Genomic DNA, 18,912 nt, shown 5'->3' on the forward strand with positions numbered 1-18,912 from the left:
CCCCCCCCCCCCCCCCCCCCCCCCCGACCTGGTAGGCACAGGGCCTACTTGGCCTTCTCGAGGATCTCCACCAGGCGCCACCGCTTGGTCGCGGACAGCGGGCGGGTCTCCATGATAAGGACGAGGTCTCCGACACCAGCAGCGTTCTGCTCGTCGTGGACCTTGACCTTGCTCGTGCGTCGGATGACCTTGCCGTAGAGCGGGTGCTTGACCCGGTCCTCGACCTCGATCACGACGGTCTTGTCCATCTTGTCGCTCACCACGTAGCCGCGCCGCGTCTTGCGGTTGGCGCGCTGCTCAGCGGCCGTCTCGGTCACCGGTGCGGCGTTCGTTGCGTTCTCGCTCATTCCAGCCTCACTCACTCACGCTCGGTGCGGTACGGATACCGAGCTCGCGCTCGCGGAGGATCGTGTAGATCCGCGCGATGTCGCGGCGCACGGCCTTCAGGCGACCGTGGCTCTCCAGCTGGCCGGTAGCCGACTGGAAGCGGAGGTTGAAAAGCTCCTCCTTGGCCTTCTTCAGCTCGGCGACGAGCTTCTCGTCGTCGAACGTGTCAAGCTCGCTCGAAGCCAGTTCCTTGGTTCCGATAGCCATCAGTTGCCACCACCCTCGCGCACCACGAAACGGCACTTCATCGGGAGCTTGTGGATCGCGCGGCGCATGGCCTCGCGAGCCAGGGGCTCCGGGACACCGGCCAGCTCGAAGACGATGCGGCCGGGCTTGACGTTGGCGATCCACCACTCGGGCGAACCCTTACCAGAACCCATGCGGGTCTCCGCCGGCTTCTTGGTCAGCGGGCGGTCCGGGTAGATGTTGATCCAGACCTTTCCGCCTCGCTTGATGTGGCGGGTCATCGCGATACGAGCAGCCTCGATCTGGCGGTTCGTGACGTACGCAGGCTCGAGAGCCTGGATGCCGAACTCGCCGAACGCGATCTGGTTGCCACCCTTCGAGGCGCCGGAGCGCGAGGGGTGGTGCTGCTTACGGTGCTTCAGCCTGCGCGGGATCAGCATGCTCAGGCCTCCGTTCCGGACTCAGGAGCCTTCTCGGCGACAGGTGCCTCCGCCCCTGCAGCTGCAGGTGCCTCGGACTGTGCCGGACGCTCGTTGCGACGGCCGGCGCCACGACGGTCTCCGCCACGGTCAGGACGGTCGCCACCGCGGGGGCCACCACGGCCCTGGCGGGGAGCGGCGGTCGCCTGCTGCGCAGCGAACTCCTTCTCGGTCATGTCGCCCTTGTAGATCCACACCTTGACGCCGATACGGCCGAAGGTGGTGCGGGCCTCGAAGAAGCCGTAGTCGATGTTCGCGCGGAGCGTGTGCAGCGGCACACGGCCTTCGCGGTAGAACTCCGAACGGCTCATCTCGGCGCCACCGAGGCGGCCCGAGCACTGGACACGGATGCCCTTGGCCCCGGCGCGCTGCGCGGACTGCATGCCCTTGCGCATCGCACGGCGGAAGGACACACGGCTCGCAAGCTGCTCGGCGATCCCCTGGGCCACGAGCTGAGCATCGATCTCAGCGTTCTTGACCTCGAGGATGTTGAGCTGGACCTGCTTGCCCGTGAGCTTCTCGAGCTCGCCGCGGATGCGGTCTGCCTCTGCGCCACGGCGGCCGATGACGATACCCGGGCGTGCCGTGTGGATGTCCACACGCACACGGTCACGGGTGCGCTCGATCTCGACCTTGGAGATGCCGGCACGCTCGAGGCCGGTGGCCATGAGCTTGCGGATCTGCACGTCCTCGCGGACGTAGTCGCGGTACCGCTGTCCGGGCTTGGTGCTGTCGGCGAACCACCGCGACCGGTGGTCGGTGGTGATGCCGAGGCGGTACCCGTGCGGGTGAACCTTCTGTCCCACTATCGGGCCCTTCCCTTCGTGTCTTCGCGCGGAACGAGAACCACGGTGATGTGGCTCGTCCGCTTGAGGATCTGGCTCGCGCGCCCCTGAGCGCGAGGCCGGAACCGCTTGAGGGTCGGGCCCTCGTCCACGAACGCCTGGGCAACGACGAGCTCCTGCTCGTCGAATGCCACGCTCGCGCGGTCGGCCTTCACCCGTGCGTTCGCGATCGCGCTCTCCACGACCTTGCGGATCGGCTCACTCGCGGCCTGCGGTGCGAACTTCAGCACCGCGACGGCCTCGGTGGCCTGCTTGCCACGGATGAGGTCCACGACGCGCCGGGCCTTCTGGGGCGTGACACGGACGAACCGCGCCTGCGCCTTGGCTTCCATTGCTGTCCTGCCTTCTTGTCTCGTCATGACGTTCGGAGTCGTCGTCTCGTGATCTGCGTCTGCACGCAGATCAGCGACGACGGCCCTTCTTGTCGTCCTTCACGTGGCCGCGGAAGGTCCGGGTGGGTGCGAACTCGCCGAGCTTGTGGCCAACCATCGACTCGGTGACGAACACCGGAGTGTGCTTGCGCCCGTCGTGCACGGCAAAAGTGTGACCGAGGAAGTCGGGCGTGATGACCGACCGACGGGACCAGGTCTTGATGACGTTCTTGGTCCCCTTCTCGTTCTGGACGTCCACCTTCTTCTGAAGGTGTCCATCCACGAAGGGGCCCTTCTTCAGGCTGCGTGGCATCTGTCAGGCTCCTATCAGCGCTTCTTGCCGGTACGGCGACGACGCACGATCAGCTTGTCGCTCGGCTTGTTGGGACGGCGGGTACGACCTTCGGCCTGGCCCCAGGGGCTGACCGGGTGACGTCCACCGGAGGTCTTGCCTTCACCACCACCGTGAGGGTGGTCGATCGGGTTCATGGCGACACCACGGACGGAGGGGCGCTTGCCCTTCCAACGCATACGGCCGGCCTTGCCCCAGTTGATGTTCGACTGCTCGGCGTTGCCCACCTCGCCGACCGTCGCGCGGCAGCGCAGGTCGACGTTGCGGATCTCACCGGAAGGCATACGCAGCTGGGCGTAGGGGCCGTCCTTGGCGACGAGCTGCACGGAGGCACCAGCCGAACGGGCGATCTTCGCGCCGCCACCGGGCTTGAGCTCGATGGCGTGGATGACCGTACCGGTCGGGATGTTGCGCAACGGCAGGTTGTTGCCGGGCTTGATGTCAGCGCCGGCGCCGTTCTCGATGACGTCGCCCTGCTTCAGCTTGTTCGGCGCGATGATGTAGCGCTTCTCGCCGTCCGCGTAGTGCAGGAGCGCGATGCGTGCCGTGCGGTTGGGGTCGTACTCGATGTGAGCGACCTTCGCGGGCACGCCGTCCTTGTCGTGGCGACGGAAGTCGATGACGCGGTATGCGCGCTTGTGGCCACCACCCTTGTGACGGGTGGTGATGCGACCGGTGCTGTTGCGGCCACCGCTCTTGGTGAGCGGACGGACCAGCGACTTCTCCGGCTGCGAGCGCGTGATCTCGACGAAGTCGGCAACGCTCGAGCCGCGGCGGCCGGGCGTCGTCGGCTTGTACTTACGGATTCCCATGGGGATCTGTCCTCAATCTGCTCTCGTCCGGCCTCAGCCGACCGGCCCGCCGAAGATGTCGATCGTGCCCTCGCGGAGGGTGACGATCGCACGCTTGGTGTCCTTGCGCTTGCCCAGTCCGAAACGCGTCCGCCGGGTCTTGCCCTTGCGGTTGATCGTGTTCACGGAGGCAACCTTGACCGAGAAGATCTGCTCGACGGCAATCTTGATCTCGGTCTTGTTGGCCCGCGGGTCCACGAGGAAGGTGTACTTACCCTCGTCGAGGAGCCCGTAGCTCTTCTCGGAGACCACCGGCGCGAGCAGGATGTCGCGGGGGTCCTTCGTCACGGCGGTCACTTCGCGGCCTCCTCGGCCTCGTCAGCTGCTTCCGACTCGGACGCGACGGCCTTGACCGAAGAGCCCGTGGCGGGTCCGGCGAGGAACGCAGCGAGTGCGCCCTCGGTGAAGACCACGTCGTCGGAGACGAGCACGTCGTAGGTGTTCAGCTGGTCAGCGACCAGGAGGTGCACCTGCTCCGCGTTGCGGAGGGACTTGCTCGTCAGCTCGTCGCCACGCTCCAGCACCACGAGCACGTGCTTGCGGGGAGAGAGGTTGGCGAGCGAGTTGATCGCGGCCTTGGTCGACGGCTGGCCGTCGATCCCGAAACCGGTCACGACGTGGACACGGCCGGCACGAGCCCGGTCGGACAGGGCGCCGCGCAGGGCAGCAGCCTTCATCTTCTTGGGGGTGCGCTGGCTGTAGTCGCGCGGCGTCGGGCCGTGAACGACCCCACCGCCGGCGAACTGAGGAGCACGGGTCGAACCCTGACGGGCGCGGCCGGTGCCCTTCTGCTTGTACGGCTTGCGTCCACCACCGCGGACCTCGCCGCGGCTCTTGGTGTCGTGCGTGCCCTGACGGGCTGCAGCGAGCTGCGCGACGACAACCTGGTGGATCAGCGGGACGTTCGTCTGGACGTCGAACACCTCGGCGGGAAGGTCGGCGGTGCCGGCCTTCTTGCCCGTGGCGTCGAGGACGTCAACAGTGAGAGCTGCCATGAGTGTCATGCTCCCTTCACGGCGCTACGCACGAGGACGACGCCGCCCTTGGGGCCGGGCACTGCGCCCTTGACGAGCAGCAGACCCTTCTCTGCGTCGACCGCGTGGACGGTCAGGTTCTGCGTGGTCTGACGGTCGAAGCCCATCCGACCGGCCATGCGCACGCCCTTGAAGACTCGCGACGGGGTCGAGGCCCCACCGATCGAACCAGGCTTGCGGTGGTTGCGGTGCGCACCGTGGGAGGCACCCACGCCGTGGAAGCCGTGACGCTTCATGACACCGGCGGTGCCCTTGCCCTTGGTGGTGCCCACGACGTCGACCTTTGCGCCGGCCTCGAAGGCCTCCGCGGTGATCTCCTGGCCGAGGGTGTACTCACCGGCATCGGTGGTGCGGATCTCGGTCACGTGACGGCGCGGCGTGACGCCGGCCTTCTCGAAGTGGCCCTTGAGGGGCTTCGTGACCTTGCGCGGGTCGATCTGGCCTGCGGCCAGCTGGACCGCGGCGTAACCGTCGGTGTCCGCGGTGCGGACCTGGGTCACGACGTTCGTGCCCACGGCGACGACCGTGACGGGGACCAGGCGGCCTGCCTCGTCCCAGAGCTGGGTCATGCCGAGCTTCGTGCCGAGCACGGCCGTGACGGGCCGCTCGTTCTGCTGGGGCGTAGTCATGTTGTCCTCCCGCCTCAGAGCTTGATCTCGATGTTCACGTCCGCAGGCAGGTCGAGACGCATGAGCGAGTCGACGGCCTTCGGCGTGGGATCGATGATGTCGATAAGCCGCTTGTGCGTGCGCATCTCGAAGTGCTCGCGGCTGTCCTTGTACTTGTGAGGCGACCGGATGACGCAGAAGACGTTCTTCTCCGTCGGCAGCGGCACCGGGCCCACGACCGTTGCACCAGCGCGGGTGACAGTGTCGACGATCTTGCGCGCCGAGCTGTCAATCACCTCGTGGTCGTAGGACTTGAGCCGGATGCGGATCTTCTGTCCCGCCATGGCGTCGTCTGACTCTCTCTCTCGAACCGCTAGCTGTCCGACCCCCGCGCTCGGGCGTGTCGCCTATCGCGACCTACCGAGCGCACGCACCGAGAACGGTGCAGGGCCGTTGGATATGTGAACCGCCGACACATCGGGCCAGCTTCTGGCGCCCGACGGCGTCACAGCCGTTCACAACGTTGTCGAGCCTGTGCAGAACCTGAGCTCCGCGGGGTCCTCGATCTGTGTCGACAGAGAGTTCAACCCGCGGCAACCTCGGAACACCGAGGTCCGCATGCTTAGCGGTTCAACACACTGTTCGACACATGAAAGAGCGCACCCGTAACAGGCAACCTGAACAGTCTGCCACAGGAAACCGTGGAAGACCAATCGTCGTGCACGAGACATCGACCACCGGGGCCGACCTCGTGCGACGACCGACGTGCTCACGCGTCGAGCGGGCACGTCGTCCATCCAGGGTAACCTCCCCGGGCGCTCTCGCCGAACTGTGTGACCAGGCGCACCGTCCTCGGACGACCACCGCATCGAACGGCGCGGCGTGCTGCCGCGGCCGGTACGTCCCTGACCAGCAAAGATGCTGCGCGGGTGCTTCCGGGCGGGGCACCACCCCGACGACACATCTCGCCGATCCGGATCCTCGGATCGGTCACGCACCGCCTGCACGACCCTTCGGACCGACCGGTGATCGAGCCGACGACCGTTCGGGGGGGACCGCGCGCCTCTCCCCTCCCCCCCGGGACGCCCAACGGCGGCGGCGCCGCCCACTGGCGCCACCGCCCACCGGCGGCGCCGCGAGCCGCGAGCCGCGCGACGTTCCGTGCGGATCGACGTGCGCCCCGCTGGCGCTGCGGTGCGGTCGCGGCCCCGGCAGCCGGCGCACCCTTGGCAGGGCCTCCCGTCGCCTGCCCCGGCAGCGCGCAGACGTCGACAGCCCCCGCTGCCCCGGACTCCCCTGGGTACGCCGAAGGGCCCGGGTACCTTGCGGTACCCGGGCCCTTCGGTCAATCCTTCCCGGAACCCCCGAGCGCGAGGCTCAGGAGCCGGGGTGGATCAGGAGATCAGAAGATCACTTGATGATCTTCGTGACACGGCCCGATCCGACCGTACGGCCGCCCTCACGGATGGCGAAGCCGAGGCCCTCCTCCATGGCGATCGGCTGGATCAGCTCGACCGTCATCTCGGTGTTGTCGCCGGGCATGACCATCTCGGTGCCCTCGGGCAGCGTGATGACGCCGGTGACGTCCGTGGTACGGAAGTAGAACTGCGGGCGGTAGTTCGAGAAGAACGGGTTGTGACGCCCACCCTCGTCCTTGCCCAGGATGTAGACCTGAGCCTCGAAGTCGGTGTGCGGGGTGATCGAACCCGGCTTGACGACGACCTGGCCGCGCTCGACGTCCTCGCGCTTGATGCCGCGGAGCAGCAGACCGGTGTTGTCGCCGGCCTGAGCCTCGTCCATCTGCTTGTGGAACGTCTCGATACCCGTGACCGTGGTCTTCTGCGGGTTGCGGATGCCGACGATCTCGACCTCCGAGTTGACCGCGAGGGTGCCGCGCTCGACCTTGCCGGTGACGACGGTTCCACGACCGGTGATCGTGAAGACGTCCTCGACGGGCATGAGGAAGGGCTTGTCGAGCTCACGGACGGGCTCGGGGACGTTCTCGTCCACGGCCTCCATGAGCGCCTCGACGGACTTGACCCACTCGGGGTCGCCCTCGAGAGCCTTCAGACCGGAGACGCGGACCACGGGGGCCTCGTCACCGTCGAAGCCCTGCGAGGAGAGGAGCTCGCGCACCTCCATCTCGACGAGCTCGAGGATTTCCTCGTCCTCGACCATGTCGGACTTGTTCAGCGCGACCAGCAGGTAGGGGACACCCACCTGGCGGGCGAGCAGAACGTGCTCACGCGTCTGAGCCATCGGGCCGTCGGTGGCGGCGACCACGAGGATCGCGCCGTCCATCTGAGCAGCACCGGTGATCATGTTCTTGATGTAGTCGGCGTGACCGGGAGCGTCGACGTGAGCGTAGTGACGCTTCTCCGTCTCGTACTCGATGTGCGCGATGTTGATCGTGATACCGCGCTGCTTCTCTTCCGGAGCCTTGTCGATCTCGTCGAACTTGAACTCGGGGTTCACGTCCGGGTACTTGTCGTGCAGCACCTTGGAGATCGCTGCCGTCAGCGTGGTCTTACCGTGGTCGACGTGACCGATGGTTCCGACGTTGACGTGCGGCTTGGTCCGCTCGAACTTGGCCTTCGCCACTGGGGTCCTCCTGGGACTTGGGTAGTTGTGCCGAACGATGCAGATGCGCAAGACATCTGCGGGGCGTGCGGGTCGCTACAGGTTGATGGTTGTTACAGGGTCTTCGACCTGTGGGGACTCACTCGCCCCGGGTCTTCTTGATGATCTCTTCGGCAACGTTCCGAGGGACCTCGGCGTAGCTGTCGAATGACATCGAGTACACAGCGCGACCCTGGGTCTTCGACCGCAGGTCACCGATGTACCCGAACATCTCGGACAACGGTACTTGAGCACGGACGACCTTGACACCCGTCGCGTCCTCCATGGACTGGATCATGCCGCGACGAGAGTTGAGGTCACCGATCACGTCGCCCATGTACTCCTCGGGCGTACGCACCTCGACCGCCATGACCGGCTCCAGCAGAACCGGGTCCGCCCGCTTGACGCCCTCCTTGAGGACCATCGAGCCGGCAATCTTGAACGCCATCTCCGAAGAGTCGACATCATGGTACGCGCCGTCGATGAGCGTAGCCTTCACGCCCACGAGCGGGAAGCCGGCGAGGACGCCCAGCTGGAGGGCGGCCTGGATACCGGCGTCGACCGACGGGATGTACTCACGCGGGATGCGACCACCGGTGACGGCGTTCTTGAACTCGTAGAGTTCGCCGCCCTCGGTCAGGTCGAGAGGCTCGAAGGTGACCTGCACCTTGGCGAACTGACCCGAACCACCGGTCTGCTTCTTGTGCGTGTAGTCGATCTTCTCCGCGGTACGGCGGATGGTCTCGCGGTACGCGACCTGCGGCTTGCCGACGTTGGCCTCGACGTTGAACTCGCGACGCATGCGGTCGACGAGGATGTCGAGGTGGAGCTCGCCCATACCGCCGATGACGGTCTGGCCGGTCTCCTCGTCGAGCTTGACGCGGAAGGTCGGGTCCTCCTCGGCGAGCTTCTGGATGGCGACCGAGAGCTTCTCCTGGTCGGCCTTCGTCTTGGGCTCGATGGCCACGTCGATGACGGGCTCCGGGAAGGTCATCGACTCGAGGACCACGGGGTTCGCGATGTCACACAGGGTGTCACCGGTCGTCGTGTCCTTGAGGCCGATGAACGCGTAGATGTGCCCGGCGCTGCCGAGCTCGACCGCGTTCTCCTTGTTGGAGTGCATCTGGAAGATCTTGCCCAGACGCTCCTTCTTGCCCTTGGTCGCGTTGAGCACCTGGGTGCCCGGCGTGACCTGGCCGGAGTAGACGCGGACGTACGTCAGCTTGCCGAAGAACGGGTGCGAGGCGACCTTGAACGCGAGGGCCGAGAACGGCTCCGTGGCGTCGGGGTGGCGCTCGACGATCTTCTCCTCGTCCTTGACGTCGTGGCCGTTGATGGCCGGGACGTCGAGGGGCGACGGCAGGTAGTCGATGACCGCGTCGAGCATGGGCTGGACGCCCTTGTTCTTGAACGCGGAGCCGCAGAGCACCGGGAAGGCCTCGCCCGAGACGGTGAGCTTGCGGATCGCGGACTTGATCTCCGCGAGCGTCAGCTCTTCGCCGTTGAGGTACTTCTCGAGGAGCTCCTCGTCTGCTTCGGCGACGTTCTCGATGAGGTCGGCACGGTACTGCTGCGCCTTCTCCAGGAGGTCCGCGGGGATCTCCTCGATCTCGTACGCCTCGCCCATCTTCGTCTCGCCGCGCCACACGAGTGCGCGCATCTCGAGCAGGTCGACGACGCCCGTGAAGTCGCTCTCGGAGCCGATCGGCAGCTGGATGACCAGCGGCTTGGCCTTGAGGCGGTTCACGATGGTGTCGACCGTGAAGTAGAAGTCCGCGCCGAGCTTGTCCATCTTGTTGACGAAGCAGATGCGCGGGACGTTGTACTTGTCGGCCTGGCGCCAGACGGTCTCGGACTGGGGCTCGACGCCCTCCTTGCCGTCGAAGACAGCGACAGCGCCGTCGAGCACACGCAGGGAGCGCTCGACCTCGACCGTGAAGTCCACGTGGCCAGGGGTGTCGATGATGTTGATCTGGTTCTTGTTCCAGAAGCAGGTCACGGCGGCAGACGTGATCGTGATGCCGCGCTCCTTCTCCTGCTCCATCCAGTCGGTCGTCGATGCGCCGTCGTGCGTCTCACCGATCTTGTAGTTCACCCCGGTGTAGAACAGGATGCGCTCGGTGGTCGTGGTCTTACCGGCATCGATGTGGGCCATGATGCCGATGTTGCGGACCTTGTTCAGGTCGGTCAGCACGTCAAGTGCCACGGGTACTTCCCCTTTGTGTGGGTTGAGTCGGGGGCGCTGCTTCTACCGAAGCCGGCCGGACCCGCCGACGGCCCCGGGGGTGAACCCCCAGGGCCGGTCGGGCGGACTACCAGCGGTAGTGCGCGAAGGCCTTGTTGGACTCGGCCATCTTGTGCATGTCCTCACGACGCTTGACCGCGGCACCGAGGCCGTTGCTCGCGTCGAGGATCTCGTTCATGAGGCGCTCGGTCATGGTCTTCTCGCGACGAGCGCGCGAGTAGTCCGTGAGCCAGCGCAGCGCGAGCGTCGTGGAACGCGTGGGGCGCACCTCGACGGGGACCTGGTAGGTCGCGCCACCGACACGGCGCGAACGGACCTCGAGGGCCGGGCGCACGTTCTCGAGAGCACGCTTGAGGACGACGACGGGGTCACCGTCGGTCTTCGCGCGGACACCCTCGAGGGCACCGTAGACGATCGCCTCGGCGGTCGACTTCTTGCCGTCCAGGAGGACCTTGTTGATGAGCTGGGTGACGACCGGGGAACCGTAGACAGGGTCGACGATGAGCGGCCGCTTCGGGGCGGGGCCCTTACGAGGCATTAGCTCTTCTCCTTCTTGGCACCGTAGCGGCTGCGAGCCTGCTTGCGGTTCTTGACGCCCTGGGTGTCGAGTGCGCCACGGACGATCTTGTAGCGGACACCGGGGAGGTCCTTCACACGACCGCCGCGGACGAGCACGATGGAGTGCTCCTGGAGGTTGTGGCCGACACCGGGGATGTACGCGGTGACCTCGATCTGGGACGAGAGCTTCACGCGTGCGACCTTGCGCAGTGCGGAGTTCGGCTTCTTGGGGGTGGTGGTGTACACACGCGTGCACACACCACGCCGCTGCGGGGAACCCTTGAGGGCGGGAGTCTTGGACTTCCCTGCCTTCGAGGTCCGCCCCTTGCGGACGAGCTGCTGGATCGTAGGCACTACGTCTCCGTGTCTTCTCGAGCTGGACCGGGGTGATCCCCGGCGGTGGTCTCAACGGGCTGTGGGCGCCGACGGCAAACGGCACCTGCGACGCAGAGCGTCGCAATCGCCACGTACCACCGGCTCGATGGTCCGGGCTGGGCTCGCGAACGATCCGAGGATCGTCCGAAGAGCTCAGTCACCGGAATGCTCGCGCACTCACATCGGCACGCTGGAAACGACACAGCGTGCACGACGGCGCGGGCACGGTCTACTACGTTACCTGCCACGTGGCAGGTAGTCAAAGAGACAGGGGGTGATCCCGGCGCGTCCTGCGCGCTGGGACCACCCCCTGTGCTACTCGGCTCGTCGTGGCCCGACGACGCAGGGTCGCAGGGCCACGACGCCGGGGTCAGCGGTAGTCGCCGAAGTCCAGGTCCTCGAGCGGGATCGCCTCGCCGGAGCCCATGCCGAGCCCCTGGAAGTCGATCTCGTCGTAGCCGAAGCTCGGGTAGAGCTCCGTCTTGGCCTGCTCGGTGGGCTCGACCTCGACGTTGCGGTAGCGGGGCAGGCCCGTACCGGCCGGGATGAGCTTACCGAGGATGACGTTCTCCTTGAGGCCGAGGAGCGGGTCACGACGACCGCTCATCGCCGCCTCGGTGAGGACGCGCGTGGTCTCCTGGAAGGAGGCCGCCGACAGCCACGAGTCGGTCGCGAGCGACGCCTTCGTGATGCCCATCAGCTCGGGACGGCCGGAGGCCGGCTGGCCACCCTCCGACACCGCGCGACGGTTGGCGTCCTCGAAACGCCCACGCTCGGCGAGCTCGCCCGGGAGGAGCTGCGAGTCGCCCGAGTCCAGCACGGTCACGCGACGCAGCATCTGCCGCACGATGACCTCGATGTGCTTGTCGTGGATGTCCACGCCCTGGGAGCGGTAGACCTCCTGGACCTCGTCCACCAGGTGCTTCTGGGTGGCGCGAGGGCCGAGGATGCGCAGGACCTTCTTCGGGTCGACGGCGCCCTGGACCAGCTGGGTGCCGACCTCGACGTGGTCGCCGTCGCTGACGAGGAGGCGCGAACGCTTCGTCACCGGGTAGGCGAGCTCCTCGGAGCCGTCGTCGGGGGTCAGGACGATGCGGCGCGTGCGCTCCGCCTCGTCGATCGTGATGCGACCCGAGAACTCCGCGATGGGGCCCTCACCCTTCGGGGTACGTGCCTCGAAGAGCTCGGTCACACGGGGCAGACCCTGCGTGATGTCGTCCGCGGAGGCCACACCACCGGTGTGGAAGGTACGCATCGTCAGCTGCGTGCCGGGCTCACCGATCGACTGGGCCGCGATGATGCCGACGGCCTCGCCGATGTCGACGAGCTTGCCGGTGGCCAGCGAGCGGCCGTAGCACTTGGCGCACGTGCCGACGCGGGACTCGCAGGTCAGGACCGAGCGGACCTTGACCGTGTCGATCCCGGCCGCGAGCAGGGCGTCGATGACCAGGTCACCGGCGTCGTCCCCCGCCTTGGCGATGACGTGACCGTCCGCGTCCTCCACGTCGGAGGCGAGGGTGCGCGAGTAGATGCTCGTCTCGACCTTGTCGTGACGGACCAGACGGTCGCCGATCTTCTCGCCCACGGGCAGCGTCAGGCCGCGCTCGGTGCCGCAGTCCTCCTCGCGGACGATGACGTCCTGCGACACGTCGACCAGACGACGGGTCAGGTAGCCCGAGTCGGCGGTGCGCAGTGCGGTGTCGGCGAGGCCCTTGCGGGCACCGTGCGTCGCGATGAAGTACTCGAGGACCGAGAGGCCCTCGCGGTAGTTGGACTTGATCGGGCGAGGGATGATCTCACCCTTCGGGTTCGCCACGAGGCCGCGCATACCGGCGATCTGACGGACCTGCATCCAGTTACCACGAGCACCCGAGCCGACCATCGTGTAGACGGTGTTGCGCTCGGGGAAGCTCGCACGCATCGCGGTCGCGACCTTGTCGGTGGCCTGCGTCCAGATCTCGATGAGCTCCTGGCGACGCTCGTCGTCGGTGATCAGACCGCGGTCGTACTCCTGCTGCACCTTCAGAGCACGAGCCTCGTGCTCCTCCAGGATCGCCGCCTTCGCCGCGGGGGTCGCGACGTCGGAGATGGCGATGGTGACACCCGAACGGGTGGCCCAACGGAAACCGGCCTCCTTGAGAGCGTCGAGCGAGGCAGCGACCTCGACCTTGGGGTAGGTCTCGGCGAGCTCGTTGACGATCGTCGAGAGCTTCTTCTTGTCGACGATGCCGTTCACGTAGCCGTAGCTGACCGGCAGCGTCTCGTTGAAGAGCGCACGGCCGAGCGTCGTGGCGAAGACGAACGGCTCCCCCGGGACGAAGCCCTCGGGGGCCTCTCCCTCGGCGAAGACCAGCCCGTCCATGCGGATGCTGACCTCGGCGTTCAGGTCCAGCGAGCCGGCGTCGAAGGCCATGATGGCCTCGGCGACCGAGCTGAACGCGCGCCCCGCACCCTTGGCATCCTTCTTGTCGTTCGTCAGGTGGTACAGACCGATGATCATGTCCTGCGAGGGCATGGTGACCGGACGGCCGTCCGACGGCTTCAGGATGTTGTTGCTCGAGAGCATGAGGATGCGTGCCTCGGCCTGGGCCTCGGCCGACAGCGGCAGGTGCACGGCCATCTGGTCACCGTCGAAGTCCGCGTTGAACGCGGCGCACACGAGCGGGTGCAGGTGGATGGCCTTGCCCTCGACCAGCTGGGGCTCGAAGGCCTGGATGCCGAGACGGTGCAGCGTCGGTGCACGGTTGAGCAGCACGGGGTGCTCGGTGATGACCTCTTCGAGGACGTCCCACACGACCGGGCGAGCACGCTCGACCATGCGCTTGGCGCTCTTGATGTTCTGCGCGTGGTTGAGGTCCACGAGGCGCTTCATCACGAACGGCTTGAAGAGCTCGAGGGCCATCTGCTTAGGCAGACCGCACTGGTGCAGCTTGAGCTGCGGGCCGACCACGATGACCGAACGGCCCGAGTAGTCGACACGCTTGCCGAGCAGGTTCTGACGGAAACGACCCTGCTTGCCCTTGAGCATGTCGGAGATCGACTTCAGCGGACGGTTGCCGGGGCCCGTGACCGGGCGACCACGACGGCCGTTGTCGAAGAGCGAGTCCACAGCTTCCTGCAGCATGCGCTTCTCGTTGTTGACGATGATCTCCGGGGCGCCCAGGTCGAGAAGACGCTTGAGGCGGTTGTTCCGGTTGATCACGCGGCGGTACAGGTCGTTCAGGTCCGAGGTCGCGAAGCGGCCACCGTCGAGCTGCACCATGGGGCGCAGGTCCGGCGGGATGACCGGGACGGCGTCCAGCACCATGCCCGTGGGCGAGTTGGTGGTGGTCAGGAACGCGTTGACGACCTTGAGGCGCTTGAGCGCACGGGTCTTCTTCTGGCCCTTGCCGCTGCGGATGATCTCGCGCAGGAGCTCCGCCTCGGCGACCAGGTCGAAGTCCTGGAGACGCTTCTGGATCGCCGCGGCGCCCATCGAGCCCTCGAAGTAGTTGCCGTAGCGGTCCTGGAGGGCGCGGTAGAGCATCTCGTCGCCCTCGAGGTCGGCGACCTTGAGGTTCTTGAAGCGGTCCCAGACCTGGTCCAGGCGGTCGAGCTCGGCGTCGGACCGCTTGCGGATCGCCGCCATCTCACGCTCGGCCGAGTCGCGGACCTTGCGGCGGGCGTCGGCGCGAGCGCCTTCGGCCTCGAGCGCGGCCAGGTCGGCCTCGAGCTTCTGGGCACGGGTGTTGATGTCGTTGTCGCGACGGTCCGTGATCTCCTTCTTCTCCAGGTCGATCTCGTTCTGGAGGTTGGGGAGGTCTTCCTGACGGCCCTCGACGTCGACCGAGGTGATCATGTAGGCGGCGAAGTAGATGACCTTCTCGAGGTCCTTCGGTGCCAGGTCGAGGAGGTAACCGAGGCGGGAGGGCACACCCTTGAAGAACCAGATGTGCGTGACAGGGGCGGCGAGCTCGATGTGGCCCATGCGCTCACGGCGCACCTTCGAGCGCGTCACCTCGACGCCGCAGCGCTCGCAGATGATGCCCTTGAAGCGCACGCGCTTGTACTTGCCGCAGTAGCACTCCCAGTCCCGGGTGGGGCCGAAGATCTTCTCGCAGAAGAGTCCGTCCTTCTCGGGCTTGAGGGTGCGGTAGTTGATGGTCTCAGGCTTCTTGACCTCGCCGTGAGACCAGTCACGGATGTCGTCTGCCGTGGCCAGTCCGATACGCAGCTCGTCGAAGACATTGACGTCGAGCAAGGTGGTCCTACTTCCTTCGTCTGCCGGCCTGTCCGGGGTTCGTCCCGGCCGGCGCGGTGGAGGTGCTACAGAGTGTCGGGTGGCGGGGGGGGCGGCCGTCCAGGGACGCCCCCACCGCTTCCGAGATCAGATCTCGTCGATCGTGGATGCTGCGTTGGGGCGACGCGACAGGTCGATGCCGAGCTCCTCGGCAGCGCGGTACACGTCGTCGTCGGACTCACGCATCTCGATGGAGACACCGTCGCTCGAGAGCACCTCGACGTTCAGGCACAGCGACTGCATCTCCTTCAGGAGGACCTTGAAGGACTCCGGGATGCCCGAGTCGGGGATGTTCTCGCCCTTGACGATCGCCTCGTAGACCTTCACGCGGCCCGGGACGTCGTCGGACTTGATCGTCAGCAGCTCCTGGAGGGTGTACGCCGCGCCGTATGCCTCGAGCGCCCACACCTCCATCTCGCCGAAACGCTGTCCACCGAACTGCGCCTTACCACCCAGCGGCTGCTGCGTGATCATCGAGTACGGACCGGTCGAGCGGGCGTGGATCTTGTCGTCCACCAGGTGGTGGAGCTTCAGGATGTACATGTAGCCCACGGAGACCGGCTCCGGGAACGGCTCGCCGGAGCGGCCGTCGAACAGACGTGCCTTGCCGTCGCGGCCGACCATGCGGTTGCCGTCACGGTTCGGGAGCGTCGTGGAGAGCAGACCCGTGAGGGCCTCCTCCTCGAGCCCGTCGAACACCGGCGTCGCCACGGGGCGACCGGGCTCGGACGAAGCAGCGACCGCGGGGACGTGCTCCTTCCAGGACAGGTCGCCCTCGCCGGCTGCGCCGTCGGTCTGCGAGATGTCCCAGCCCTGCTTCGCGACCCACCCGAGGTGGGTCTCGAGGACCTGGCCGACGTTCATACGACCGGGGACACCCAGCGGGTTGAGGATGACGTCCACGGGGGTGCCGTCCTCGAGGAAGGGCATGTCCTCGACGGGGAGGATCTTCGAGATGACACCCTTGTTGCCGTGACGCCCGGCGAGCTTGTCGCCGTCCGTGATCTTGCGTCGCTGCGCGATGTACACGCGGACCAGCTGGTTCACGCCGGCGGGCAGCTCGTCGCCGTCCTCGCGGTTGAACTCGCGGACGCCGATGACGGTGCCGGACTCGCCGTGGGGAACCTTGAGCGACGTGTCGCGGACCTCGCGGGCCTTCTCGCCGAAGATGGCGCGCAGGAGGCGCTCCTCCGGGGTCAGCTCGGTCTCGCCCTTGGGCGTGACCTTGCCGACGAGCACGTCGCCTGCGCCGACCTCGGCACCGATGCGGATGACACCGCGCTCGTCGAGGTCCGCCAGGACGTCCTCGGAGACGTTCGGGATGTCCCGCGTGATCTCCTCGGGGCCGAGCTTCGTGTCGCGGGCGTCGACCTCGTGCTCCTCGATGTGGATCGAGGACAGGACGTCGTCCTGCACGAGGCGCTGCGACAGGATGATCGCGTCCTCGTAGTTGTGGCCTTCCCAGGACATGAACGCGACGAGCAGGTTGCGGCCGAGCGAGAGCTCGCCCTCGTCGGTCGCGGGGCCGTCGGCCAGCACGGAGCCGACCTCGACACGAGCACCCTCGTCGACGACGACGCGCTGGTTGTACGACGTGCCCTGGTTCGAGCGACGGAACTTCGCCGCGCGGTAGCTCGTCGTGGTCGCGTCGTCGTTCGCGACGACGATCAGGTCAGCGGAGACCTCGGTCACGACACCGGGCTTGGTGGCGACGATGACGTCACCGGCGTCGATGGCTGCACGACGCTCCATGCCGGTGCCCACGAGCGGGGCCTCGGAACGGACCAGGGGCACGGCCTGACGCTGCATGTTGGCACCCATGAGCGCGCGGTTCGCGTCGTCGTGCTCGAGGAACGGGATGAGGGCGGTCGCGACCGACACCATCTGGCGCGGCGAGACGTCCATGTAGTCGACCTCGGTGCCGAGGACGTCAGCCGTCTCGCCACCCTTGGTGCGGACCAGGACGCGCTCGGCGCGGAACGAACCGTCGGCGTTGAGCTCGGTGTTCGCCTGGGCGATCACGTAGCGGTCCTCGTCGTCGGCCGTCAGGTAGACGACCTCGTCGGAGACCTGGCCCTTCTCGACCTTGCGGTACGGCGTCTCGATGAACCCGAACGGGTTGATCCGGCCGTAGGAGGCGAGCGAGCCGATCAGACCGATGTTCGGGCCTTCAGGGGTCTCGATGGGGCACATGCGGCCGTAGTGCGACGGGTGGACGTCACGGACCTCCATGCCGGCGCGGTCACGGGACAGACCGCCCGGGCCCAGCGCGGACAGACGACGCTTGTGCGTCAGGCCGGCGAGCGGGTTGTTCTGGTCCATGAACTGCGACAGCTGCGAGGTGCCGAAGAACTCCTTGATCGACGCCACCACGGGGCGGATGTTGATCAGGGTCTGGGGCGTGATCGCCTCGACGTCCTGGGTCGTCATGCGCTCGCGCACGACGCGCTCCATACGGGACAGGCCCGTGCGGACCTGGTTCTGGATGAGCTCACCCACGGCGCGGATACGACGGTTGCCGAAGTGGTCGATGTCGTCGGTCTCGACGCGGATCTCGACGGGCTCGCCGGCACGCGTGCCGGGCAGGGTCGTGACCTCGGCGTGCAGGGCGGCGAGGTACTTGATCGTCGCGACGATGTCCGTGACGGACAGCGTGGAGTCGCCGAGCGGCGCGTCGACGCCGAGCTTCTTGTTCGCCTTGTAGCGGCCGACCTTTGCGAAGTCGTAGCGCTTGGGGTTGAAGTAGAAGTTCTCGAGGAGCGAGCGACCGGCCTCGACCGTGGGCGGCTCGCCCGGACGGATCTTGCGGTAGAGGTCGACGAGCGCCTCTTCCTCGGTGTGGACGTGGTCCTTCTCGAGCGTGTCGAGCACCGACGGGAAGTCCGCGAACTCCTCGCGGATCTGCGACTCGGTCAGGCCGAGGGCCTTGAGCAGCACGGTGACGGACTGCTTGCGCTTGCGGTCGACGCGCACGCCGACGGCGTCACGCTTGTCGATCTCGAACTCCAGCCACGCACCGCGCGACGGGATGATCTTCGCGGAGTAGATGTCCTTGTCGCTGGTCTTGTCGGCCTGGCGCTCGAAGTACACACCGGGCGAACGGACGAGCTGCGAGACGACGACGCGCTCGGTGCCGTTGATGATGAAGGTGCCGCGTGCGGTCATGAGCGGGAAGTCGCCCATGAAGACCGTCTGGCTCTTGATCTCACCGGTGTTGTAGTTCACGAACTCCGCGGTGACGAAGAGCGGCGCGGCGAAGGTGAAGTCCTTCTCCTTGCACTCCTCGGCCGTGTACTTCGGGGGCTCGAAGCGGTGGTTGGAGAAGGAGAGAGACATGGAGGAGCCGAAGTCCTCGATCGGGGAGATCTCCTCGAAGATCTCCTCGAGACCCGACGTCGCGGGGACGTCCTGGCGACCGGCGGCGGCCGCGGCGTCGACGCGTGCGCGCCACGCCGGGTTGCCCAGCAGCCAGTCGAAGCTCTCGGTCTGGAGCCCGAGCAGGTCGGGCACCTCGAGAGGCTCGTAGATCTTGGCGAAAGATACGCGCCGGGAAGCGGTGCGGTTCGCGATAGCGTCGGCGGACGGAGCAGAAGGGGTGCGCGAGGCAGCCAAGAGGGGTCCTTCCCTGCAGATCGATTGCACGCTGTACGCTGCGTGGCTGGAGGACCTCTTCCCCCTGAGGCTGCCGTGGTGCACGATGGACGCACACCGAAGACGGTCCGG

At 66.8% G+C, this 18,912-nt stretch carries 17 protein-coding genes; all 17 read right to left on the reverse strand.

The genetic code is table 11. The annotated features are described in order from the left end of the window. Positions 1-44 precede the first annotated feature (44 nt). Complete coding sequence (rpsQ, locus tag H9640_RS14895; RefSeq protein WP_030151931.1) at positions 45-347, reverse strand: 30S ribosomal protein S17; 303 nt, start codon at positions 345-347, stop codon at positions 45-47. Between the two features lie 7 nt (positions 348-354). Continuing rightward, positions 355-594, reverse strand: coding sequence for a 50S ribosomal protein L29 (rpmC, locus tag H9640_RS14900; RefSeq protein WP_030151932.1), 240 nt, complete (start codon positions 592-594; stop codon positions 355-357). Next, positions 594-1,013, reverse strand: a complete 420-nt coding sequence (gene rplP, locus H9640_RS14905) for a 50S ribosomal protein L16 (protein ID WP_030151933.1) — start codon at positions 1,011-1,013, stop codon at positions 594-596. The genes rpmC and rplP overlap by 1 nt, the downstream gene beginning before the upstream one ends. Positions 1,014-1,015: 2 nt before the next feature. After that, on the reverse strand, positions 1,016-1,858 hold the full coding sequence (gene rpsC / locus H9640_RS14910) for a 30S ribosomal protein S3 (RefSeq protein ID WP_030151934.1): 843 nt from the start codon (positions 1,856-1,858) through the stop codon (positions 1,016-1,018). Beyond that, positions 1,858-2,229, reverse strand: a complete 372-nt coding sequence (gene rplV / locus H9640_RS14915) for a 50S ribosomal protein L22 (RefSeq protein ID WP_030151935.1) — start codon at positions 2,227-2,229, stop codon at positions 1,858-1,860. The genes rpsC and rplV overlap by 1 nt, the downstream gene beginning before the upstream one ends. 70 nt (positions 2,230-2,299) lie before the next feature. After that, positions 2,300-2,581 carry a 30S ribosomal protein S19 gene (gene rpsS / locus H9640_RS14920; protein WP_012867940.1) on the reverse strand — a complete coding sequence of 94 codons (282 nt, stop codon included), beginning with the start codon at positions 2,579-2,581 and terminating at the stop codon, positions 2,300-2,302. Positions 2,582-2,595: 14 nt separating this feature from the next. Continuing rightward, on the reverse strand, positions 2,596-3,432 hold the full coding sequence (gene rplB, locus H9640_RS14925; protein WP_056653766.1) for a 50S ribosomal protein L2: 837 nt from the start codon (positions 3,430-3,432) through the stop codon (positions 2,596-2,598). A 33-nt stretch (positions 3,433-3,465) separates the two neighbouring features. After that, positions 3,466-3,768, reverse strand: coding sequence for a 50S ribosomal protein L23 (gene rplW, locus H9640_RS14930; RefSeq protein WP_030151937.1), 303 nt, complete (start codon positions 3,766-3,768; stop codon positions 3,466-3,468). After that, positions 3,765-4,466: a 50S ribosomal protein L4 gene (rplD, locus tag H9640_RS14935; RefSeq protein WP_191791528.1), complete on the reverse strand. Its 702-nt coding sequence runs from the start codon at positions 4,464-4,466 to the stop codon at positions 3,765-3,767. The genes rplW and rplD overlap by 4 nt, the downstream gene beginning before the upstream one ends. A 5-nt stretch (positions 4,467-4,471) precedes the next feature. Further along, positions 4,472-5,134: a 50S ribosomal protein L3 gene (gene rplC, locus H9640_RS14940; RefSeq protein ID WP_191791530.1), complete on the reverse strand. Its 663-nt coding sequence runs from the start codon at positions 5,132-5,134 to the stop codon at positions 4,472-4,474. 14 nt (positions 5,135-5,148) lie between these two features. Beyond that, on the reverse strand, positions 5,149-5,457 hold the full coding sequence (rpsJ, locus tag H9640_RS14945) for a 30S ribosomal protein S10 (RefSeq protein WP_012867945.1): 309 nt from the start codon (positions 5,455-5,457) through the stop codon (positions 5,149-5,151). 1,066 nt (positions 5,458-6,523) lie between these two features. Further along, a complete protein-coding gene (gene tuf, locus H9640_RS14950) occupies positions 6,524-7,714 on the reverse strand; it encodes an elongation factor Tu (protein WP_138825549.1) in 1,191 nt (396 codons plus the stop codon). Positions 7,715-7,832: 118 nt separating this feature from the next. After that, on the reverse strand, positions 7,833-9,938 hold the full coding sequence (gene fusA / locus H9640_RS14955; protein WP_191791532.1) for an elongation factor G: 2,106 nt from the start codon (positions 9,936-9,938) through the stop codon (positions 7,833-7,835). Between the two features lie 106 nt (positions 9,939-10,044). Further along, positions 10,045-10,515 (reverse strand): 30S ribosomal protein S7, encoded by a 471-nt coding sequence (gene rpsG, locus H9640_RS14960; protein ID WP_030151942.1) that lies wholly within the window; start codon positions 10,513-10,515, stop codon positions 10,045-10,047. Further along, positions 10,515-10,889, reverse strand: a complete 375-nt coding sequence (gene rpsL, locus H9640_RS14965) for a 30S ribosomal protein S12 (protein ID WP_030151943.1) — start codon at positions 10,887-10,889, stop codon at positions 10,515-10,517. The genes rpsG and rpsL overlap by 1 nt, the downstream gene beginning before the upstream one ends. Before the next feature lie 391 nt (positions 10,890-11,280). Then, positions 11,281-15,150 (reverse strand): DNA-directed RNA polymerase subunit beta', encoded by a 3,870-nt coding sequence (locus H9640_RS14970; RefSeq protein ID WP_191791534.1) that lies wholly within the window; start codon positions 15,148-15,150, stop codon positions 11,281-11,283. Between the two features lie 126 nt (positions 15,151-15,276). Beyond that, positions 15,277-18,801 (reverse strand): DNA-directed RNA polymerase subunit beta, encoded by a 3,525-nt coding sequence (gene rpoB / locus H9640_RS14975; protein WP_191791536.1) that lies wholly within the window; start codon positions 18,799-18,801, stop codon positions 15,277-15,279. Positions 18,802-18,912: the final 111 nt, after the last annotated feature.

It is taken from the genome of Oerskovia gallyi (assembly GCF_014836745.1).
GTDB lineage: Bacteria > Actinomycetota > Actinomycetes > Actinomycetales > Cellulomonadaceae > Oerskovia > Oerskovia paurometabola.